The sequence below is a fragment of the Sphingomonas bacterium genome (assembly GCF_028289855.1).
Lineage (GTDB): Bacteria > Pseudomonadota > Alphaproteobacteria > Sphingomonadales > Sphingomonadaceae > Sphingomonas.
Map to the genome: position 1 here is coordinate 1 of NZ_JAQGKZ010000008.1, position 20,951 is coordinate 20,951.

The following is a 20,951-nucleotide window of genomic DNA, read 5'->3' on the forward strand; positions in this document are numbered from 1 at the left end:
GGGAGCAAGCGCGGCGTACGCGCCGGAATCCTTGGCGTCGAGCCGGTCGGCAAAGTCTTCGCGCGACGCGTCGCCGAGCGGCTATGGTCCTGCGCTCATGGTCGCGAGGAGGTCGGGCAGCGTGAAATCGATCGACAGGCCGGTGACACCCGCCGCCTCGAGCGCCTCGACCGCGACGAGCACGATCTCGCGCGCCGCCGCGACGGTGTCGAGCCCGATCAGCTCGCACCCGGCCTGGCGCCGCTCGCGTTCGGGCGAGAGCTGGGTCGCACGCAGCCGCAGCACCGACCCGGCATAGCTCAGCCGCACCGGGCGCGGGTGATGGCCCATCCGCGTCGCCGCGATCCGCCCGACCTGCGCGGTGATATCGGGGCGGATCGCCAGCGTGCGCTGGCTGACCGGATCGACGAAGCGGACCGAATCCTGCGCGCGCGCCGATTTGAGCCGGTGCGCGAGCGCATCCTCGAACTCGGCGAGCGGCGGATCGACGCGCTCGTAGCCGTGGAGCCGCGCGGCATCGAGCACGCGCCCCTCCAGCCGCGCCGCGGCATCGGCGTCCGGCGGCAACCGGTCGTGGAAGCCCGAGGGAAGAAGCGCGTAGGTCACGCTTGCCCCTTAGCGATTCCCGCTCAGAACGACAGCCCCATCACAGTCTTGACCCCAGCCAGCCCGCGGACCTTGGCGATCAAGTCCGGCGTCACCGCCTCGTCGACCGACAGCAGCAGCACCGCCTCGCCGCCCGCGCTCCGCCGCCCGAGGTGGAATGTGCCGATATTGACGCCCTCGGTCCCCAGCAGCGTGCCGAGCCGTCCGATGAACCCCGGCGCGTCCTCGTTGACGACGTAGAGCATGTGCCCGGCCAGATCGGCCTCGACCTTGATCCCGAACAATTCGACCAGCCGCGGCGCTTCGTCGCCGAACAGGGTGCCCGCGACCGACCGCTCGCCGGCGTCGGTCTTGACCGAGACGCGGAGCAGCGTGTGGTAATCGCTCTCGCCTTGCGTGCGGACTTCGCGCACCTCCATTCCGCGTTCCTTGGCGAGCAAGGGCGCGTTGACCATGTTCACGGTGTCGGTCTGGGTGCGCAGGAACCCGGCGAGCACCGCCGAGACGATCGGCTTCTGGTTGAGCTCGGCGGCGGCGCCTTCAGAATGGATCGAGATGCGACCGATCGACCCGGTGGTGAGCTGACCCACCAGGCTGCCGAGCTTTTCGGCGAGCGCCATGTACGGCTTCAACCGCGGCGCTTCCTCCGCCGACAGGCTCGGCACGTTGAGCGCGTTGGTGACCCCGCCCGAAACGAGATAATCGGCCATCTGCTCGGCGACCTGGATCGCGACGTTGACCTGCGCCTCGCTGGTCGACGCGCCGAGATGCGGGGTCGAGATGAAGTTCGGAGTGCCGAACAAAGGCGATTCGGTCGCCGGCTCGGTCACGAACACGTCGAGCGCGGCGCCGGCGATATGCCCCGAATCGAGCAATTCCTTGAGCGCCGCCTCGTCGATCAGCCCGCCGCGCGCGCAATTGACGATGCGCACGCCTTTCTTGGTGCGGAGCAGATTGTCGCGGCTGAGGATGTTGCGCGTCTGGTCGGTCAGCGGCGTGTGGAGCGTGATGAAATCGGCGCGCGCGAGCAGATCGTCGAGGTCGACCTTCTCGACCCCCAGCTCGACCGCGCGTTCGGGCGACAGGAACGGGTCGAACGCGATCACCTTCATCCTGAGGCCATGGGCGCGATCGGCGACGATCGACCCGATATTGCCCGCGCCGATCAGCCCCAGCGTCTTGGAGGTCATCTCGACCCCCATGAAGCGGTTCTTCTCCCACTTGCCGGCCTGGGTCGACTTGTCCGCCTCGGGCAAATCGCGGGCGAGTGCGAACATCAACGCGATGGCGTGCTCGGCGGTCGTGATGCTGTTCCCGAACGGCGTGTTCATGACGACCACGCCCTTGGCGCTGGCGGCGGGGATATCGACGTTATCGACCCCAATCCCGGCGCGGCCGACAACCTTCAAATTGGTCGCCGCGTCGAGGATCGCCTTGGTCACCTTGGTCGAGCTGCGGATCGCGAGGCCGTCATAGTCGCCGATCATCGCGGCGAGCTCGTCGGGGGTCTTGCCGGTGATTTCGTCCACCTCGACCCCGCGCTCGCGGAAGATCTGCGCGGCTTTGGGGTCCATTTTGTCGCTGATGAGTACTTTTGGCATGTCTCTTACTTTCGTCATCCCCGCGAAAGCGGGGACCCAGCTTCTGCGGTTTCAGCGCGAGGAGCCGGGTGGGAGATGGGCCCCCGCTTTCGCGGGGGTGACGGATTAGGAATTGGCGGCTGTTTCTTCGGCCATCACGGTTGCGTAAGCCCAATCCAGCCAAGGGCCGAGCGCTACGATATCGGCCGTATCGACCGTCGCGCCGCACCAGATGCGCAGCCCTGCGGGGGCATCCCGATATCCGGCGATGTCATAGGCTGCACCTTCGGCTTCGAGTAGCGATGCCATCTTTTTGATCATCGCTTCATCCGCGAGCCACACGACCAAGCAAACGCTGGTCTTGGAACGGTTCGCAGGTTCCTTAGCGAGGTGATGAAGCCAATCTCGTTCCTTGACGATCTTGTCGAGCGCCGCCGCATTGGCATCGCTCCGCGCAATCAACCCGCCTTCACCCAGCGACTTCGCCCATTCGAGGCTGAGGATCGCATCCTCGACCGCGAGCATCGACGGCGTGTTGATCGTCTCGCCCTTGAACACGCCTTCGGTCAGCGCCCCCTTCGACACGAGCCGAAACACCTTGGGCAGCGGCCAGGCCGGCGTATAGCTTTCCAGCCGCTCGGCCGCGCGCGGGCCGAGGATCAGGACACCGTGCCCACCTTCGCCGCCGAGCACCTTCTGCCAGCTGAAGGTCGCGACATCGATCTTGTCCCACGGCAAGTCGTAGGCGAACACCGCGCTGGTCGCGTCGGCGAAGCTCAGCCCCTCGCGGTCGGCCGGAATCCACTCGCCGTCGGGCACGCGAACGCCACTGGTCGTGCCGTTCCAGGTGAACAGTACGTCGTTCGACCAATCGACTTGGCCGAGATCGGGCAGCTGCCCGTAATCGGCGCGGATCACCGTCGGTTCGATCTTGAGCTGCTTGACCGCATCGGTCACCCAGCCTTCGCCGAAGCTCTCCCACGCCAGCGCGGTGACGGGCCGCGCGCCGAGCATCGTCCACATCGCCATCTCGAACGCGCCGGTGTCGGAGCCGGGGACGATGCCGATGCGGTGCGTATCGGGCAGGCCGAGCAACTCGCGCATCAGGTCGATGGCGTATTGCAGGCGTTGCTTGCCGAGCTTCGAACGATGCGAGCGGCCCAGCACCGCGGTCGCGAGCTTCGATGCGTCCCAGCCCGGGGGCTTGGCGCAGGGTCCGCTGGAAAAATGGGGGCGTGCCGGCCTGGTGTTCGGCTTGGCAGTGGACGCAATGGTGGCGTCGGCAACGGTCAGTTCAGTCATGTCAGTCTCTCCTTGCAGAGAGCACGCGCGGCGTTGGGACCGCGTGGCCCGTCAACCGCCCTAAGGATATTGTGCAGTGCGTCAAGCGGCCGAGTGGTGGACGGGTGGTGGGGGCGCTGTAAGATCACACGCAATTGGGGGTGGGAAATGGACCAGCGACAACGCGCTGCGCAGGCAGGATTTGCGGCAAGGATTGCACTTTATTGCTGGATCGCGATTGTTGCGGTCGAGATCATCATCGATCTGGATTTCGTCGCCGGCGGCGGGGTCGATGTGTGGTTCGCGAGCGGCCGGATCGTGGCGGTGGCTGCGTTGGCCGTTCTTGGCGCCACGCTGCTTACCGCCATTGTCGTTTCTGTCTGGATTTATCGCGCGATGACCGTCGCGCATCTGACCCATCCCGATTTGACGATCAGTCCCGGTTGGGCGGTCGGCTGGTATTTCGTGCCTGTCGCTGCCTTGTGGAAGCCGTACGAAGCAATGGTCGAAATCGTCGAGAGCAGCGGTGCCCGCCGCCCCGGGCAATGGGCCTTCGTGCGCGATCTGATTGGCTGGTGGTGGGCGGCATGGATCGGCCGCGGAATTTTGGGCTCGATACAAGCCTTTCTCCCGGGCAACACCGATCCCGGAATCGTGTTCAGCGTGGCGCAGGGCCTCTTCCTGATCCTGGGCGGCGCGCTGGGCATCGCCGCCGCCTGGTGCCTGGCGACGATCATCCGTCATGTGGCCGAACTGCAATTGCGCGCGGTCGATTCAACCATTTTCGATTAGGCTGTCGCCCAGCGGCATTTGCCGATCGTTAACCATGTTGCGCGACACTCAGTCGCGTGAAGCACCTGGTTCCCTTGATCGGTTTGCTCCTCGCCGGCTGCGTGTTCGGCGGTGGGGGTGAGCGCGTCCCGCCAACGCGGCCGATGGGGTCACCCCCCGTCACGCTCAATCTGCCGACCAGCCGCGATACGCAGGCGTGCTTCGCCGACCTCAGCCGAGAGGAGGTGCGCTTCTCGCCGCTCCCGGACCGCGATTATGGCGGCGGGTGCCAGGTAATCGGTGCGGTGCAGTTGATCGACATCGGCGTGCCGGTGACCGGCATCAAGGCGATGCGTTGTGGGCTTGCCGAGGAATTCATCGGCTGGACGCGCAACGCGGTCGCGCCCGCGGCGTATCAGGTGCTCGGCAGCAAATTGGTGCGGATCGAGACGATGGGCACCTATGCTTGCCGCAATACCGTCGGCACCGCGGTCGCGCGGCTGTCGGGCCACGCGCTGGCCAATGCGGTCGATGTCTCGGCGTTCATCCTGGCCGACGGCCGGCGGATTTCGGTGCAGGACAATTGGCGTACCGACGACGCGGACACCCAGCGTTTCTGGAAGCTCATCCACGCCTCGGCATGCAAGCGCTTCGGCACGGTGCTCAGCCCCGATTACAACGCGGCCCACCACGATCACCTCCATCTCGAGGACGATCACAAGGCATTCTGCCGCTAGGCGCTTTTTGATCCGCTTACGCGAATGAGCGGGCCGGTGCCGCCTTGCCGACGCATAACCGCTTGCTCTACGAGCAAGCGATGACCGATACCCGCATCCCATCGCGCGTCTTCCCGCAAGCAAAGGAAGAGGCGGACCGCGCCAAGCTAGGCGTCTCCACCCCGCAGACCGAAAACCCGGCCTATCGCCTCGCGTTTCAGGATATGGATTTCCTGTTGCGCGAGGATTTGCGCCCGGTCCGCTTCCAGCTCGAACTGCTCAAGCCGGAGTTGATTCTCGAAGAAGCGGGGATCGCCTCGACTTTCGTGATGTATGGCTCGGCGCGGATTCCCGAACCGGTCAAGGCGCAGGCGATGCTGGCGGCGGCGACCGACGACGCCAGCCGCAAGATCGCCGAGCGCTTGGTCGCCAAGTCCAAATATTACGACGTCGCGCGCGAGCTCGGGCGGATCGCCAGCAACTGCCCGCGCGATACCGACGGCAAGCGCCAGTTCGTCGTGTGCTCGGGCGGCGGGCCGTCGATCATGGAGGCGGCCAATCGCGGCGCTGCGGACGTCGGCGCCGAATCGATCGGGCTCAATATCCTGTTGCCGCACGAACAGGCGCCCAATTCCTACGTCACGCCTGGCTTGAGCCTGCAATTCCACTATTTCGCGCTCAGGAAGATGCACTTCCTGCTCCACGCGCGCGCGCTGGCGGCGTTTCCCGGCGGTTTCGGGACGTTCGACGAATTGTTCGAGCTGCTCACGCTGATCCAGACCGGCAAGATCCAGCCGATCCCGGTCTTGCTCTACGGCCGTGAATTCTGGGACCGCGTGGTCAATTTCGAGGCTTTGGTCGAGGAAGGCGTGGTGTCGGCCAAGGACCTGGGCATCTTCACCTATTGCGAGACCGCCGAGGAAGGCTGGGCGCACGTCGAAGAATTCTATCGCGGGCGCTCGTTCGAACAGGGCAAATCCGAGGCCGAGCGCCACTCGGCCGAGCAGGTCGCGGCGCACGCCCCGACCGCGCGGGGTGACGACCCGGGGTATTGATCGGTCGGCCGCTTCGCGCGGCGACCGACTATTTCGGCGCGCGCTTGGCGGCTTCGGGATCCTTGGACGGCGCGCCGGCGGCGGCCGAGGGGTTGCCCGCGGTTTCGTTGCTGCCCGCAGCGTCACCCTTGGGGGGCTCGGCCGGCGCCGCAGCGTTGCCCGCTGCAGGGGCCGCGCCGGCCGCTGGCGGCGGCGGAAGCGGCAGGTTCGACCCTTGCATATTGAGGTACAGGATCACGTCGGCGCGATCCTTCGGGTTCGACAGGCCTGCGAACGTCATCTTGGTTCCCGGCGCGTATTTGCGCGGGCTGGTCAGCCAGGCGTTGAGCTCGTCGAAGCCCCATTTGCCGCCCTTGGCCTTCAGCGCGTCGGAAAAGGCGAACCCCGCCTTGCCGGTCGCGACCGCTTCGCCGACCGTGGCGTAGAGATTCGGCCCGATACCATTGGCACCGCCCGAATTGACCGTGTGGCACGCGCCGCACTTCTTGAAGACCTCGGCGCCCTTTGCCGCGTCGGCGGTGGGGAGCAGGCTGGCGATCGGCACTTCGGCTGCGGCGCCGTCCCCGCCGCCTTCATCGACCGCCTCGACCGGATAGCCTTCCTTCTTGGGCTCACCGCTGTGATAGATCATGCCGCCCACGATCGTCAGACTCAGGGCGGCGAAGCACCCGGCCAGCGTCCAGCCTGCGATCGTGTTGCTGTTGTCGTTCATGGTTTCGGCGACGCCCCTGAAATGAGTGCTGACCCTTTAGTAATGCGAAACGCGACGGGCAAGCGCCAGCTTGCCCGACCAACAACGCGCCACTAAGCGCGCTTCTCCATGGAGAATTTCGCCGCCCCCGCCCGCCCCATCGTCGCCGCGATGGCCGAAGCCGCCGCCAAGGCGCCCGAACGCGCGGTCGCGTTTCAGGGTGCGCCGGGGGCGAACAGCCATGTCGCCGCGCTCGAAGCCTTCCCCGACGGGCTGCCACTGCCGTGCTTTTCGTTCGAGGACGCGATCGACGCGGTGAAGCAGGGCCAGGCCGATTGCGCGGTGATCCCGATCGAGAATTCGCTCCACGGCCGCGTCGCCGACATGCATTTCCTGCTCCCCGAATCGGGGCTGGTGATCACCGGCGAGCATTTCCTGCCGATCCGCTACGCGCTGATGGGGCTGGGGCCGATCGACGGCGTCAAGGAGGCGATGAGCCACCCCCAGGCACTCGGCCAGTGCCGCCATTGGCTCAAGGCGCGGGGCATCGTACCCGTTTCCTATCCCGATACCGCAGGCGCTGCCGCGTTGGTCGCCGAGCTGAACGACCCGGCCATCGCTGCGCTCGCGCCCCCGGCGGCGGCGGCGATCTACGGACTCGAAACGCTGGAAAGCGACATCGCCGATGCCGAACACAACACCACGCGCTTCGTGACCTTGGCGCGGGGTTCGCGCCCGCTGACCGGCGACGGTCCGTTCATGACGACGATCATCTTCGAGGTTAAGAACGTCCCCGCCGCGCTCTACAAGGCGATGGGCGGGTTCGCGACCACCGGCGTCAACATGACCAAGCTCGAAAGCTATCAACAGGGCGGTAGCTTCGCCGCGACCGATTTCTACGCCGATGTCGAAGGGCGCCCGGGCGACGAGAACCTCGACCGCGCACTGGAGGAATTGGGGTTTCATTCCAAATGGTTGCGTGTTCTCGGCAGCTATCCGCAGGCGAGAAAGCGCGGATAATGCTTTCCTACAGAGGAGGCCGCGTGGCATGAAGCGCCATGACGGCACCGCCAATTTTCGGGTTCCAGTCGAACCCCATGGCCACTGCGAACATTCGGAACATTCGCCGCTGACATGACCCCGCGCATCCTCATCATCGCCGGCAGCGATTCGGGCGGCGGCGCGGGTATCCAGGCCGATATCAAGACCGTGACGATGCTCGGCGGCCACGCCATGACCGCGATCACCGCGATCACCGCGCAGAACACGTTGGGGGTCCAGGCGGTGATGCCGGTGCCGACCGACATGGTGCTGGCGCAGATCGAATCGGTGCTCAGCGATATCGGCGTCGATGCGGTAAAGATCGGGATGATCGGATCGGCCGAAACGGCGAATGCGGTAGCGACTGTGCTCGAGGGGCTCGACGTGCCGATCGTGTTCGATCCCGTCATGGTCGCGACCAGCGGCGATGCGCTGGCCGACGCGGATACGATCGCCGCGTTCGAGCGGCTGATGCGGATCGCGTCGATGGTCACGCCGAACCTGCCCGAGCTGGCGGCGCTGGGCGGCGAGGACGCGGTGCTGGCGCATGGCGGGCATCTGGTCGCCAAGGGCGGGCATGCCGAGGGGCACTGGATCGTCGATCGGCTGCTGTCGCCGAACGGGGAAATTGCCCGGCTCGAAGGGAAAAGGTTCGATACCGAAGATACGCACGGCACCGGCTGTACGCTGGCTAGTGCGCTGGCGTGCGGGCTGGGTAGCGGCAAGCCGATCAAGGAAGCGTTCGAGCAAGCGGTGCGTTTCGTCCGCATCGCGATTCTCGCGGCGCCCGGCCTGGGCGAAGGCAACGGCCCGATCGGGCATCATCTTGGCTACGTGCCGTTCGACGAGCTAGAGGGCTGATCATGCCGTCGCTGCGCCACGAAAAGCTCTGTCTCGCCCCCGTCGCCGGGGTCGACGAGGCCGGACGCGGGCCGCTCGCCGGGCCGGTGGTCGCCGCCGCGGTGATCCTGCCGGCGCGCGGCATCCCGCGCGGGATCAACGATTCGAAACAACTCCCGTCTGCCGAGCGCGCGCGGCTGCATGACCGGCTCCAGGGCTGCGCGGCGGTCGGGATCGGTATCGTCGAGGCGCCGGAGATCGACGTTCTCAACATCTATTGGGCGACGATGAAGGCGATGACCTTGGCGGTCGAAGCGCTCGGTTGCGATCCCGGCCATGTGCTGGTCGACGGCAACCGGCTGCCGCGCTGGGGCTATGCCGCGACCGCGATCGTCAAGGGCGATACGATCAGCCTGTCGATCGCCGCCGCCTCGATCGTCGCCAAGCACACCCGCGACACGATCATGATCGCGCACGCCGAATCGTATCCGCAGTACAATTGGCACGCGAACAAGGGATACGGCGCCCCCGATCACTTGCGCGCGTTGCGCGAACATGGGCCGTGTCCGCTGCATCGGCGCAGCTTCGCGCCGGTCGCGCAGACGGTTCTGCCGTTCTGAGTCTTTTGCGCCACACCCCATAGGTTGAGTCCGGTGAGGCGCCCGGACTCAACATCTGGTCGACGTCGCGAAATGTTCCGCTTTGTTAACGATTTGGTAACCGGAACCGTTAACTAAACTCTGCTTGACCGGAGTCCGCGCGCCCGGTTTTCGTGGGCGCCAATTCGGGGGAAGGGGAATCGATGGGGATCATCGAGAAGGTCAAGCGCGCGCCTGTGCCGGTCGCGGCAGTGGGGAAATTGCCGCTCGACCAGATTATCATGGGCGACTGCATCGCGGCGATGCGTGCGCTGCCGGCCAAGTCGGTCGACCTGATCTTCGCCGATCCGCCCTATAACCTCCAACTCGGCGGCGACCTGTCGCGCCCCGATGGCAGCCATGTCGACGCGGTGACCGACGATTGGGACAAGTTCGATTCGCTGTCGGTCTACGACAAATTCACGCGGGCTTGGCTGACCGAGGCGCGGCGTATCCTGAAAGACAATGGCGCGATCTGGGTGATCGGCAGCTATCACAACATCTTCAAGGTCGGATCGGCGATCCAGGATCTGGGGTACTGGATCCTCAACGATATCGTCTGGCGCAAGGCCAACCCGATGCCCAATTTCAAGGGCACGCGCTTCACCAACGCGCACGAGACATTGATCTGGGCGTCGACGGGGGAGAAGGCGCGCTACACCTTCAACTATCGCAGCATGAAGACGCTCAACGACGAGCTCCAGATGCGCAGCGACTGGGAATTCCCGATCTGCGGCGGGCCCGAGCGGCTCAAGAAGGACGGCGTGAAGGTCCACCCGACGCAGAAGCCCGAGGCGCTGATCTATCGCATCCTGCTCGCCTGCACCAAGCCGGGCGATGTGGTGCTCGACCCGTTCTTCGGCACCGGCACGACCGGCGCGGTGGCCAAGCGGCTCGGCCGGCGCTGGATCGGGATCGAGCGCGAGGCGGTGTATATCGAGGCGGCGCGGGAACGAATCGCTGCGGCCTTGCCGCTCGACGAATCGGCGCTGACGACGATGCAGAGTCCCAAGGCCGCGCCGCGCGTCGCGTTCGGGTCGCTGATCGAAAACGGCATGCTCGTGCCCGGCAGCATGCTGACCGACGCCAAGCGCCGCTGGAAGGCGACGGTCGGTGCCGACGGTTCGCTCAAATCGGCGTGCGGCAGCGCGGGCTCGATTCACAAGCTCGGCGCGACACTCCAGAATGCGCCGGCGTGCAACGGCTGGACCTTCTGGCATTATGAGGCGGCGGACGGCCTCAAGCCAATCGACGCGTTGCGGCAGACGTATCTGCTCGCGACGCAGCCCTAGTGCACCTTCGCCCGGTCCAGTTCGTCGATACGCCGGTCGATCGCGACGGCGAGGTCGCGCGGATCGCGGGCGGGATGCAATGGTTCGCCGCGTATGACGTGATCGAGGACGACAAGAGGCTTACGATTTCGGTCGCCGAATTCGACAAGACCTTGGGCGCGAACGACGAGCGCGCCGCCAAACTTCACGCGGCTATCACGGCGCCCCGCCCGGCGCTGGTGCTCGGCGAGCGCACGTTGCGCTTCGACCAGCCGCAAGTCGCGGGCATTCTCAACGTTACGCCGGACAGCTTTTCGGGAGGCGCGTCCGACGACCCCGTTGCTGCAGGCGTCGCGATGGCGGGCGAGGGCGCGGCGTTGATCGATGTTGGCGGCGAATCGACCCGGCCCGGCGCGCAGGCGGTGTGGGAAGGCGACGAGATCGAGCGGACCGACCCGGTCGTGCGCGGTCTCGCCAAGGCGGGAACGTTGGTGTCGATCGACACGCGCAAGGCGGCGGTGATGGAAGCGGCGCTGGCGGGCGGCGCGGCGATCGTCAACGACGTCTCGGCGCTGGTGTGGGACGACCGCGCGATGGAGGTGGTGGCGAAGGCCGGCTGTCCGGTGGTGCTGATGCACTCGCCCGATCCGGCCAAGGGACCGCATGGCGGTTCCGGATATTGGGACGTCCTGACCGAGGTGTTCGACTGGCTCGAGGATCGCGTCGCGGCGGTGGTCGCGGGCGGCGTGGCGCGCGACCGGATCATCGTCGATCCGGGCATCGGCTTCGGCAAGCGGCTGGCCGACAACCTCGCGCTGCTCAACGGTCTGGCGATGTTCCACGGCCTCGGCTGCCCGGTCATGCTCGGCGCCAGCCGCAAACGAATGATTGGCGCGCTGTCGAACGAAGCTCCCGCCGACCAGCGGCTCGGCGGGTCGCTGACGCTGGCATTGAAGGGCGCGGAAGCCGGTGTGCAAATGCTTCGCGTTCACGATGTCGCGGAGACGGTGCAGGCACTGAGAGTTTGGCGCGGCCTGCGCGATCAGGGGTTAGTCGCGAACCGACATCGGTGATATACCGTTTCGACTCCGTAACACTTGGCGTCGACTGCGATGAGGAAAATGAAGATGTGGGAATGGATCAAGGAGCAATGGGACAGACTGACGAGTACGGACAATAAAGGCACCGCGAACGTCAACACCAATGATGCGGTGACAAAGTTGACCAAGGACCCCGCATTCGGTTCGATGCAAAATACCGTTTCGGGAACTCCGACCAGTTCGGCGTCAGGCACCAGCAAGCCATCGAGTAGCGATCCCGGCGAAGGGCACATCCATCACCACGATTAGTCCGGTCGGGTAATCTACGCCGCGTTGTCGATCCCGAGCTCGCCGAGCTTGCGGTAAAGCGTCGACCGCCCGATCCCCAGCCGCCGCGCGACTTCGGTCATGCGGCCGCGATAATGGCCGATCGCGAGGCGAATGACGTCGGCCTCGATATCCTCGAGCGCGCGCATGTTACCGTCGGCCTTGAATAAAGTGACCCCGCCGCTGGTTGCCATCTGACCGACCGGCGTCGGCACGCGGCCGCTGCCGAGCGCGGCGATTTGCGGGAAGTCGGTGAGCGTCAGCGCGTCGCCGTCGCACAGAACGGCGGCGCGGAAGAGGGCGTTCTGCAACTGGCGGACATTGCCCGGCCAATCGTAGCGGCCGAGCAAGGCCAGCGCATCGTCGGTGATGCCCAGCGGGCGTAGGCCAGGCTGGTCGGCGATCCGCGCGAGCAAGTGGCGGGCGAGCGCCGGAATGTCGCCGGTGCGCTCGCGAAGCGGCGGGATCGTCACCTGGACGACGTTGAGCCGGTAATAGAGATCCTCGCGGAACCGCCCCGCCTCGACTTCCTCGATCAGGCGCTTGTTGGTCGCCGCGATCACGCGGACATCGACCTCGCGCATGTGCCGCGCGCCGACCGGATGGATTTCGCCCGATTGCAGCACGCGGAGCAATTTGACCTGCGCGTCGAGCGGCATCTCGCCGATTTCGTCGAGGAAGATCGTGCCGCCATCGGCGTCCTGGAAGCGGCCGATCTTGCGCTCGAATGCGCCGGTGAACGCGCCCTTTTCGTGCCCGAACAATTCGCTTTCGACCAGATTGGCGGGAATCGCGCCGCAATTGATCACGGCCATCGGCTTCTTGCCGCGTGGGGACGCTGCGTGGATCGCTTCGGCCATCACTTCCTTGCCGACCCCGCTCTCGCCTTCGATCAGTACGGGGACGCGGGCGCGGGCGGCTTTGGCGGCGATGGCGAGCGCGGCGCGGAAATCGGGCGACGCACCGACGATCTCGTCGAACCCGAGCAAGGCCGGAATCTTTTCGGTCAGCGGGCGGAGTTCGCCGGCATCGGTCCCCGCCGCGACCGAATCGAGCGCGGCGAGCAGGCGGTCGGCGGCGAACGGCTTGACCAGAAAATCGGTCGCCCCCGCGCGCATCGCGGCGACGGCCTCTGCGACCGATCCGTTGGCGGTGAGCATCAGGATCGGCAGTTGCGGGCGGCGCAGGCGAAGCTCGGTGATCAGCGCCTGCGCGTTATCCTCCGGCCCCCAGCTGTCGAGCAGGATCGCGTCGAGTTGCATGCCGTCCTGCGTGCCGAGCATCGCGATCGCGGTTTCGCCGTCCGCGGCGAACACCGAACGCCAATCGCGCCGCGCGGCGATCGCCGAAACAAGGCGGCGCTGCGCGGGTTCGTCGTCGATCAACATCAGGAGGCGCTGGCCGTTGCGCGTCATCCCCGCCCTCTTGTTCGCGTGTAGTCAGGCGGTACCTTTAGCGGCTCCAGGTAAAGGCCGGATTAAGTGCGCCGCGCGGGCTTGAGGGCAGGCGCGGCGGCGGTTAAGACCGTCAGGCAACACGGGAGAGAATTGCACCATGGCCGGCGATACCGACATGAAACCGCACGAGCAGACGTACAGCTCGGTCATCGCGCTGTTCAAATGGGGCGCGGTCGGGTGCCTGATCATCGCGGCGATCGTGATCTGGCTGATCTCCTCCGGCGGCGCCAAGTAAACCGCCCCGCGTGAAGATCGCCGTCCTCAAGGAAACCGCCGAGGGCGAACGCCGCGTCGCCGCCACGCCGGAGACCGTCAAGAAATTCATCGCGCTGGGCGCCGAGGTCGCGGTCGAGACCGGGGCGGGCGGCACCGCGAGCATCGCCGATGCCGATTATGCGGGGGCGGGTGCCAGCGTCGGCGCGCGCGCCGCAACGCTGAAGGGCGCGGATATCGTGCTCGGGATTCAGGGGCCGGACGCGGCAAGCTTGAAGGGAGTCAACTCCGGGGCTTGGATTGTTGCCGGGATGAATCCGTTCGGTGAGCGGGCTCGCGTCGATGCTTATGCCGCAGCCGGTTACGAAGCGCTGGCGATGGAATTCATGCCGCGCATCACCCGCGCGCAGTCGATGGACATCCTGTCGAGTCAGGCCAATCTGGCGGGCTACAAGGCGGTGCTCGACGCGGCGGCCGAATATGGCCGCGCTTTCCCGATGATGATGACCGCCGCCGGCACGATCAGCGCGGCCAAAGCGTTCGTGATGGGGGTTGGCGTCGCCGGCCTCCAGGCGATCGCCACCGCGCGGCGGCTGGGCGCGCAAGTCTCGGCAACCGACGTGCGGAGCGCGACCAAGGAACAGATTCTTTCGCTCGGCGCGAAACCGATCTTCGTCGAGAACGTCGCCGGGATCGAGGGCGAGGGATCGGGCGGCTACGCCACCGAAATGAGCGAAGAATATCAGAAAGCGCAGGCCGAACTGGTATCGGCGCACATCGCCAAGCAGGATATCGTCATTACCACCGCACTGATCCCGGGGCGTCCCGCGCCGCGGCTGATCAGCGACGCGCAGATCGCGACGATGAAGCCGGGCAGCGTGATCGTCGATCTCGCGGTCGAATCCGGCGGCAATGTCGAAGGCGCGGTCGCGGGCCAGGTGGTCGAGCGGCACGGAGTAAAGATCGTCGGCCATCGCAACGTCGCCAGCCGGCTAGCCGCCGACGCTTCGGCGCTGTTCGCGCGCAACCTCTACAACTTTCTCTCGACCTTCTGGGACAAGGAAGCGGGCAGGCCCGTGCTCGACGAGGAAATCGGCGACGCGGTGCGGCTGACGCAGGGCGGCAGGGTCGTGAACGCGAGACTGCTCGGCGCATGATCGCGCTGTCCTACACGGTCGAGAATCGGTATGATCGGGACATGACGAGAAGGACGGAACTTTCCTTTTTTTAATGCCGCCTGTGCGCGATGTTCGTGAAGTTGCGCGGGGCGGAAACGAGGGGCGCGAATGGACTTTATCGGCATCCTATCGATCTTCGTGATGGCCTGTTTCGTCGGCTATTACGTCGTGTGGTCGGTCACGCCCGCGCTGCACACGCCGTTGATGGCGGTAACCAATGCGATTTCGTCGGTGATCATCGTCGGCGCGCTGATCGCCAGCGCAGCGATCGGGATCGGGGGGGCGGGCGCGACGTCGAAATGGCTCGGGCTGCTCGCGGTGGTGTTGGCCAGCGTCAACATCTTCGGCGGGTTCGCGGTGACCGCGCGGATGCTGGCGATGTATAAAAAGAAGGTGCGCTGAGCATGGAGGGGCTTCCCCAGAATCCGTGGGCGGCGCTGGCCTATCTGGTCGCCGGGGTGTGCTTCATCCTGGCGCTGCGCGGGCTGTCGAGCCCGACGTCGAGCCAGCGCGGCAACCGGTTTGGCATGATCGGCATGACGATCGCGGTGGTGACGACATTGATCACGCATGTGCCATCTACTTTATCCGCCTGCACGTATCCGGGGTTTGGTGTCATCTGTGCGGGCGGCAGAGATGTAGACTGGTCGACGGTGGGGTTGATCCTCGCAGCGATCGGTATCGGAGCGGCCATTGGCGTGGTTACTGCACGGCGGATCGCGATGACCGCGATGCCGCAGCTAGTAGCGGCGTTTCATTCACTGGTCGGCTTGGCGGCGGTGCTTGTCGCAGGAGCGGCATTCCTCAATCCCGGCGCGTTCGGCATCGCCGAAGCGGGGCAAATCTTCACCCAGAGCCGGATCGAAATGGGCCTCGGCGTCGCGATCGGTGCGATCACCTTCTCCGGCTCGGTGATCGCCTTCCTCAAGCTCAACGGCAATATGGGCGGTAAGCCGATCATGCTGCCGGGTCGCCACGTCATCAATCTTGCGGTGCTCGCCGGCATCCTCGGACTGATCGCGTACTTCACGCAGGATCAGTCACCGTGGGTGTTCTGGACGATCACGGGCCTCAGCTTCGCGATCGGCTTCCTGCTGATCATCCCGATCGGCGGCGCGGACATGCCGGTCGTGGTGTCGATGCTCAATTCCTATTCGGGCTGGGCGGCGGCGGCGATGGGGTTCACGCTCCACAATACCGCGATGATCATCACCGGCGCGCTGGTGGGCAGTTCGGGCGCGATCCTCAGCTACATCATGTGCCGCGCGATGAACCGCAGCTTCATCAGCGTGATCGCCGGCGGGTTCGGCGGCGACAGCGGCGGCGGGACTGCCGCGGCGGCAACCGACCGCCCTTGGAAGCGCGGATCGGCCGAGGACGCGGCGTTCCTTATGTCGCAGGCCGAACAGGTCATCATCGTCCCCGGCTACGGCATGGCGGTGGCGCAGGCGCAGCATGTGCTGCGCGAGATGGGCGACAAATTAAAGGAAGAAGGCGTGCGCGTGAAATACGCTATCCACCCCGTCGCCGGGCGCATGCCGGGGCATATGAACGTGCTGCTGGCCGAGGCCAACGTCCCGTACGACGAGGTGTTCGAGCTCGAGGATATCAACTCCGAGTTCGCCCAGACCGACGTCGCGTTCATCATCGGCGCCAACGACGTGGTTAACCCGGCCGCCAAGACCGACAAGTCATCGCCGATCTACGGCATGCCGGTGTTCGACGTGAACAAGGCCAAGACCGTATTGTTCATCAAGCGCAGCATGGGTGGCGTCGGCTATGCCGGCGTCGACAACGACGTCTTCTATCAGGACAATACGATGATGCTGCTGTCCGACGCGAAGAAGATGGTCGAGGAGATCGTGAAGGCGCTTGGCTGAACGCGGAACGCGGCGGAGAGTCGGGATGGGTAGCGTCGTTACGTTCGTCCGAAATACCTCCATAATGGAGCAAACCGGCAATGCCGCCGTTTTGGACCGACTAACGCTGAGCCAAATACGTAAATTGCGTACTTTGCGACAATCCTGCCGGGGGGCGGCGGGTTTTCGCGAGGCGCGACGATGCTGCGGGCGGCCGGTTACGGCAAAGGCGATGGCGCGTTGGCACTGATCGTCGCGGACTCGGTGCCCGCTGCGGCCGAGGCGGAGCGCGCGATTGTGCTCGCCGGGGCCGAATTTCGCGGACGGTCCGATTGGCAGGGCGCGATCGCGGGCCGATTCGATCACGCCGGCCCGATCGAACTGGTCGCTGCCGAAGTGCAGAATGTGGCGTCCGACGTGTTGGTCGCCGCCTTGCCGCGGATCGCCTCGTTGCGCGATGATCTCGGCGCTCGCATCGTCGTTGCGCTCGATGTCGATCAGATCGACCTGGTCACGGCCGCGCTGTTCGGGGATCGCGTGGAGCTGTTATGTGCGCCCACGGTCGCGGATCGTACCGCGGCGTTCGCCATCGGCCTCGCCGGATCGTCGCAAGATAGATTGCACGACAAAAAAGGAGACGGCGAGTCGGCGCAATTACGCCAGCTCAACGAGGAGGTGGCGCGGATTTCTCGCGTGCTGGCGCGGCTGGCGAACGAGGAGAAGCGCCCCGGCGGCGTTGCCGATCGCCAAATCGCCTATGCCGCGCCGCCCACTGCGCCTGGGTCGTCGTCCTGGACCTCATCGGAAATCCGAAAAGTGATTCGCGCGCGCCGGATGCGCGATCAGTTCTTCGCCGATGGCCTGTTCGAGGATCCGGCATGGGATATGTTGCTCGATCTCTATGCAGCTGACCTGGAGGGCGCGCAGGTATCGGTGTCGAGCCTGTGCATCGCCGCGGCGGTGGCGCCGACCACCGCGCTGCGCTGGATTGCGCGGATGACCGAGGCTGAACTGTTCGTGCGTCAGCCCGACCCATTCGACCGCCGTCGCGCATTTCTAGCGCTTAGTGAGCAGGCCCGGCTAAAGATGGATCGCTATTTCGCGGCGCTACGGCAAAGCGGGCTCGACGCACTCTGATCCGGCTTGCGCCGGCGCGCATCTCGCGGCACAGGCGCTGGTGAGGGCGATTAGCTCAGTTGGTAGAGCGTCTCGTTTACACCGAGAATGTCGGCGGTTCGAGCCCGTCATCGCCCACCAGACCCGGCGCGGAGGAGCGGCTTCGTGAAAAAGACCTATCGCGGTAGCTGTCATTGCAAGGCGGTCACGTTCGAGGCGGATATCGACCTCGATCAGGGCACGGGCAAGTGCAATTGCACGTTCTGCTGGAAGCAGCGGATGTGGAATGCGGGGCAACTCAAGCCCGAGGATTTCCGCCTGTTGTCGGGCGAGGACGTGCTCGGCGATTACAGCAAGTCGGGCGATTGGGGCGAGGGGCACCACCGGTTCTGCACCAAGTGCGGGATCGCGACGCACGGGCATGGCACGATCGAGGCGATGGGCGGGCCGTATCTGTCGGTCCACCTCGCGGCGCTCGACGATCTCCCGGTCGAGGAGCTGATCGCCGCGCCGCTCACCTATATGGACGGCCTCCACGACAATTGGTGGAATCCGCCCGCCGAGACGCGCCAGCTTTGAACGTAGCGGGCCGGTGCCGCCCATCGGCGTGAGCCGGTCGAGCTACAACGCGCGGATCAAGGTCACCGCGCGCGCGATCCAGGGCGGGTCGCTGACCACTTGCTGGCGCTGCCCCGCGCCGAGCGGCAGCAGTTGCAGCCGGTCGCCCTCACGCCCGATCAGTCGCCCGAACAGGAAGCGCCCGCCGGGCCGCGGCACCAGCACGTCGCGGTTGAGCGCGCCGCCGAATGCCTCGGGCGCCAGCGGCTCGCACCAGATCGTGTCGCCGCTGCGGTAATCGCCGATCCCGCCGGTCACCGAAATCCCCACCATCCCCGCAGCGGCGCGCGGCGGGGGGAGCACGATCGGCCGCCCCGGCGCGTGCGCGCCCTCGGCGCCCAATACCGCCGCGACCGGCAGCTCGGCGTGATCGGGCAGCTTGACCAGATCGGCCGCCTCGACCCCCAGCGCCGCGGCGATACGGTTGAGCCAGCCGACCGACACGGTGCGCATCCCCGTCTCCAGCCGGCCGATCGTCTGCGCGGTGGTCGGCGGCACGCAGGCCTTGGCGACATCGTCGAGCGTCATGCCCCGCGCGCGGCGGACTTCGCGGATGGCGGTGATCATCTGGACGCCCCTTCATTCCCAAATAGGTTCGTCACTTTCCTACAGAATGGACGATATGGCAATAGGTGCGCGACTCGTAGAAAAGCTGGAGGGACGATGCGCGATTTGGTGGAAGTGGACTTCGATCCGGCGGACGTCACCGTCCCCGCGACCCGCGCGCGGGCCGGCGGCAAGCGCCGCGCGCGCACCGTCACGGTGAACCGCGCCGAATCGCCGCTGTCATGGCTCGCCGCGCGCGGGCTGGTCGACGCGCGCCAGGTCGAGGCGGGCGAACGACTGCGGCGCGACTATGAAATCGCGCAACTCGGCCCGCGCGTGACGATGCAATGTGACAATGTGCGCGTCGACAATGGCGGGTCGGGCGGCGGAGACGGCGGCGACGCGACTCACGCGCACCTCGCGGCAAAGCGCCGCTTCGACGCCGCGATCGCCGCGGCAGGCAGCGGGCTGAGCGACATCCTGTGGCGCGTGATCTGCGCGGGCGAAGCGATCCCCGCCGCCGAACGCGCGCTCAACTGGCCCGGCCGCGCCGGGCGACTGGTGCTCGGTTTGGCGCTCGATCGGCTGGCGGATCATTATGGGTTGCCGTGAGCGCGGCGTTTGTCCGTTAACGGCCCAATAGCGGACGCCGATCGGATCGCGGATTGCGCCACGCCATGTCCTACGGCACGGTCATGGCCGCTTTAGGATGAATGATCGTGCGGACACTTCTGGCTATCCTTCTCCTGACCCTGGCGGCCAACCCCGCCGCCTCGTTGCCAAACGGCCAATTGAAGGCGCCCACCAAGGCCCGAACGCCGGTTCCGCTACTCCCCGCGGAAAAATGGAAGGTGGAAAATACGACGCTGACCTGCGTGCTGACGCGCGGCTTCGGCGAAGGCGTCGGGCGCGTCGATTTTGGCCTTGAACTCGATGCGCTGGGGATCGGCAATATGTCGCTGGCGCTGGAGCCGAACAAGCGCGAAAGCATCGAGAAACTCGTTGCCCATATCGTGCTCCCGCCTTCGGACAAGGAGATCGCACTGCCCGCTTATGCCGAGTCGGGCATGACCGCCGCAGACCGATATTCGATGTCCATTCGCCTCGACCGTGAAGATCTGGAGAGGCTGACCGAGGCGGCGGCGGATGGCGCCGACGAGATCCGGATCAACGTGGGCGACAGGCGGATGGATTTGCGATCGGGTCCGATCAAGGCGGCGATCGCAGCGTTATTCAATTGCCAGCGCCTTCTCGTGCGAAGCTGGGGCGCCGACCCCGATGCCATGACCGAAGCCGATGGTGGCGACATACCGTGGTTCCGCGACGGCGATCTTCCTTTCGCCGTCAGGAAAACCAGCGCGGGCGGCCTGACGATTGCGGCGGTCAGCGTCGATCGTGCCGGAAAACCGACGGGATGCCGCCTGTTCGTCGTGACCGGCACGCCGGCGGTCGACGCAGTCGCGTGCACCGACATTGTGAAGCGCGGCCGTTTCAAGCCCGCCCGCACCGGCGATCCGGCCGTGCGCTGGGCCGTCGTCAGCCATCGCTGGGCGCGGGGCCGCTAATCGACGAGCGTAGGTGAAGATCATGACGTACAAGCCCGTACCGGAGAAAGAATGACCGTTCTAACCGCGATGCGCTGGACGCTGTTGGGAAGCCTGCTGCTTTATGGCTTGGGGCTAGTCATGGGCGGCTGGCCGATGGCCATTGCCGGAACCCTTGCCATCGCAATCGGCGCGCTGGGGTGTGTCGTCATCCAGCTTGCTCGACTGGTTGGCCGGCGACGGCACAAGCTGGTGGAGAGACCGGAGTGACCCCGAAGATTTGGCAGATGGCGGCCCTTGTTTCGATACTCATCGCCGCCGTGATCCTCGGCGTGTCCGGAAGCTCGAACATCCTGCGAATGCTTGCGATACCTTTCGTGTTTCTGGCCCTCTGGCTGACCAACCAGAGACACGCCGCTGAAAGGCTCGAGCGACATCAAAAGCTCAGCGACGACTCTGACAAGGAGCTATAGGCCGCCATCCTGGCGCGTTGCGAAACCCGCCCCTCCAAAGGCGGTGGAAAATGCCCGTGCACCGGCTATGGTGCCGGTGAAGAGGGAAAA

24 protein-coding genes, 1 tRNA gene and 1 pseudogene are annotated in these 20,951 nt (G+C 65.9%); 20 read left to right on the top strand and 6 right to left on the bottom strand.

What is annotated here, in order from left to right; genetic code table 11:
- The 3 genes and pseudogenes from JWM94_RS00300 to JWM94_RS00310 all read right to left on the bottom strand — a co-directional run.
- A pseudogene (locus tag JWM94_RS00300) lies at window positions 1-606 on the bottom strand (ATP phosphoribosyltransferase regulatory subunit); the annotation flags it as partial.
- Between the two features lie 23 nt (window positions 607-629).
- A complete protein-coding gene (gene serA / locus JWM94_RS00305; RefSeq protein ID WP_299419454.1) occupies window positions 630-2,207 on the bottom strand; it encodes a phosphoglycerate dehydrogenase in 1,578 nt (525 codons plus the stop codon).
- Between the two features lie 105 nt (window positions 2,208-2,312).
- A complete protein-coding gene (locus tag JWM94_RS00310) occupies window positions 2,313-3,488 on the bottom strand; it encodes a phosphoserine transaminase (protein WP_299419457.1) in 1,176 nt (391 codons plus the stop codon).
- A gap of 147 nt (window positions 3,489-3,635) precedes the next feature.
- Between JWM94_RS00310 and JWM94_RS00315 the strand changes: the two genes are divergently transcribed.
- The 3 genes from JWM94_RS00315 to JWM94_RS00325 all read left to right on the top strand — a co-directional run bounded on the left by JWM94_RS00315 (window position 3,636) and on the right by JWM94_RS00325 (window position 6,009).
- Window positions 3,636-4,259 (top strand): DUF4328 domain-containing protein, encoded by a 624-nt coding sequence (locus JWM94_RS00315; RefSeq protein ID WP_299419461.1) that lies wholly within the window; start codon window positions 3,636-3,638, stop codon window positions 4,257-4,259.
- A gap of 143 nt (window positions 4,260-4,402) precedes the next feature.
- Entirely contained in the window at window positions 4,403-4,975 is a 573-nt protein-coding gene (locus tag JWM94_RS00320; protein WP_299419464.1) for an extensin family protein, read from the top strand.
- 80 nt (window positions 4,976-5,055) lie between these two features.
- Window positions 5,056-6,009, top strand: a complete 954-nt coding sequence (locus JWM94_RS00325; RefSeq protein ID WP_299419467.1) for an LOG family protein — start codon at window positions 5,056-5,058, stop codon at window positions 6,007-6,009.
- A 28-nt stretch (window positions 6,010-6,037) separates the two neighbouring features.
- Here JWM94_RS00325 and JWM94_RS00330 read toward each other — a convergent pair whose 3' ends face one another.
- Window positions 6,038-6,721: a cytochrome c family protein gene (locus JWM94_RS00330; protein WP_299419472.1), complete on the bottom strand. Its 684-nt coding sequence runs from the start codon at window positions 6,719-6,721 to the stop codon at window positions 6,038-6,040.
- A gap of 108 nt (window positions 6,722-6,829) precedes the next feature.
- Between JWM94_RS00330 and JWM94_RS00335 the strand changes: the two genes are divergently transcribed.
- The 6 genes from JWM94_RS00335 (at window position 6,830) to JWM94_RS00360 (ending at window position 11,839) form a co-directional block, all read left to right on the top strand.
- The gene (locus JWM94_RS00335) at window positions 6,830-7,720 is read left to right on the top strand and encodes a prephenate dehydratase (RefSeq protein ID WP_299419476.1); all 891 of its coding nucleotides are present in this window, start codon (window positions 6,830-6,832) and stop codon (window positions 7,718-7,720) included.
- 114 nt (window positions 7,721-7,834) lie between these two features.
- The gene (thiD, locus tag JWM94_RS00340; RefSeq protein ID WP_299419481.1) at window positions 7,835-8,602 is read left to right on the top strand and encodes a bifunctional hydroxymethylpyrimidine kinase/phosphomethylpyrimidine kinase; all 768 of its coding nucleotides are present in this window, start codon (window positions 7,835-7,837) and stop codon (window positions 8,600-8,602) included.
- A gap of 2 nt (window positions 8,603-8,604) precedes the next feature.
- Window positions 8,605-9,201 (top strand): ribonuclease HII, encoded by a 597-nt coding sequence (locus JWM94_RS00345; RefSeq protein ID WP_299419485.1) that lies wholly within the window; start codon window positions 8,605-8,607, stop codon window positions 9,199-9,201.
- A 182-nt stretch (window positions 9,202-9,383) separates the two neighbouring features.
- Window positions 9,384-10,511, top strand: a complete 1,128-nt coding sequence (locus JWM94_RS00350) for a site-specific DNA-methyltransferase (RefSeq protein ID WP_299419489.1) — start codon at window positions 9,384-9,386, stop codon at window positions 10,509-10,511.
- Window positions 10,511-11,563, top strand: a complete 1,053-nt coding sequence (gene folP, locus JWM94_RS00355; RefSeq protein ID WP_299419493.1) for a dihydropteroate synthase — start codon at window positions 10,511-10,513, stop codon at window positions 11,561-11,563. The genes JWM94_RS00350 and folP overlap by 1 nt, the downstream gene beginning before the upstream one ends.
- Window positions 11,564-11,602: 39 nt before the next feature.
- Entirely contained in the window at window positions 11,603-11,839 is a 237-nt protein-coding gene (locus JWM94_RS00360; RefSeq protein WP_299419497.1) for a hypothetical protein, read from the top strand.
- Window positions 11,840-11,853: 14 nt separating this feature from the next.
- Here the strand turns inward: JWM94_RS00360 and JWM94_RS00365 are convergent, their stop codons facing one another.
- Entirely contained in the window at window positions 11,854-13,272 is a 1,419-nt protein-coding gene (locus JWM94_RS00365; RefSeq protein ID WP_299419501.1) for a sigma-54 dependent transcriptional regulator, read from the bottom strand.
- Window positions 13,273-13,411: 139 nt separating this feature from the next.
- Here JWM94_RS00365 and JWM94_RS00370 point away from each other — a divergent pair, with 139 nt between their 5' ends.
- From JWM94_RS00370 to JWM94_RS00400, 7 genes are all read left to right on the top strand, one after another.
- Window positions 13,412-13,549 carry an aa3-type cytochrome c oxidase subunit IV gene (locus JWM94_RS00370; protein WP_299419505.1) on the top strand — a complete coding sequence of 46 codons (138 nt, stop codon included), beginning with the start codon at window positions 13,412-13,414 and terminating at the stop codon, window positions 13,547-13,549.
- Window positions 13,550-13,559: 10 nt separating this feature from the next.
- Window positions 13,560-14,684 carry an NAD(P) transhydrogenase subunit alpha gene (locus tag JWM94_RS00375; RefSeq protein ID WP_299419508.1) on the top strand — a complete coding sequence of 375 codons (1,125 nt, stop codon included), beginning with the start codon at window positions 13,560-13,562 and terminating at the stop codon, window positions 14,682-14,684.
- A 129-nt stretch (window positions 14,685-14,813) separates the two neighbouring features.
- A complete protein-coding gene (locus JWM94_RS00380) occupies window positions 14,814-15,107 on the top strand; it encodes a proton-translocating transhydrogenase family protein (RefSeq protein ID WP_299419512.1) in 294 nt (97 codons plus the stop codon).
- Window positions 15,108-15,109: 2 nt separating this feature from the next.
- Window positions 15,110-16,585, top strand: a complete 1,476-nt coding sequence (locus tag JWM94_RS00385) for an NAD(P)(+) transhydrogenase (Re/Si-specific) subunit beta (protein WP_299419515.1) — start codon at window positions 15,110-15,112, stop codon at window positions 16,583-16,585.
- Between the two features lie 180 nt (window positions 16,586-16,765).
- The gene (locus JWM94_RS00390; RefSeq protein ID WP_299419518.1) at window positions 16,766-17,701 is read left to right on the top strand and encodes a MarR family winged helix-turn-helix transcriptional regulator; all 936 of its coding nucleotides are present in this window, start codon (window positions 16,766-16,768) and stop codon (window positions 17,699-17,701) included.
- Between the two features lie 44 nt (window positions 17,702-17,745).
- Window positions 17,746-17,821: transfer RNA gene (locus tag JWM94_RS00395), tRNA-Val, on the top strand.
- Between the two features lie 24 nt (window positions 17,822-17,845).
- Complete coding sequence (locus JWM94_RS00400) at window positions 17,846-18,259, top strand: GFA family protein (RefSeq protein ID WP_299419522.1); 414 nt, start codon at window positions 17,846-17,848, stop codon at window positions 18,257-18,259.
- 42 nt (window positions 18,260-18,301) lie between these two features.
- Here the strand turns inward: JWM94_RS00400 and JWM94_RS00405 are convergent, their stop codons facing one another.
- Complete coding sequence (locus JWM94_RS00405) at window positions 18,302-18,865, bottom strand: helix-turn-helix transcriptional regulator (protein WP_299419526.1); 564 nt, start codon at window positions 18,863-18,865, stop codon at window positions 18,302-18,304.
- A 96-nt stretch (window positions 18,866-18,961) separates the two neighbouring features.
- Between JWM94_RS00405 and JWM94_RS00410 the strand changes: the two genes are divergently transcribed.
- The 4 genes from JWM94_RS00410 (at window position 18,962) to JWM94_RS00425 (ending at window position 20,861) form a co-directional block, all read left to right on the top strand.
- Entirely contained in the window at window positions 18,962-19,456 is a 495-nt protein-coding gene (locus JWM94_RS00410; RefSeq protein WP_299419530.1) for a DUF6456 domain-containing protein, read from the top strand.
- A 107-nt stretch (window positions 19,457-19,563) separates the two neighbouring features.
- Window positions 19,564-20,409: a hypothetical protein gene (locus JWM94_RS00415; protein WP_299419533.1), complete on the top strand. Its 846-nt coding sequence runs from the start codon at window positions 19,564-19,566 to the stop codon at window positions 20,407-20,409.
- Between the two features lie 51 nt (window positions 20,410-20,460).
- Window positions 20,461-20,658 carry a hypothetical protein gene (locus JWM94_RS00420; protein ID WP_299419536.1) on the top strand — a complete coding sequence of 66 codons (198 nt, stop codon included), beginning with the start codon at window positions 20,461-20,463 and terminating at the stop codon, window positions 20,656-20,658.
- Entirely contained in the window at window positions 20,655-20,861 is a 207-nt protein-coding gene (locus JWM94_RS00425) for a hypothetical protein (protein WP_299419539.1), read from the top strand. Before JWM94_RS00420 ends, JWM94_RS00425 begins: the two co-directional genes overlap by 4 nt.
- Window positions 20,862-20,951 lie beyond the last annotated feature (90 nt).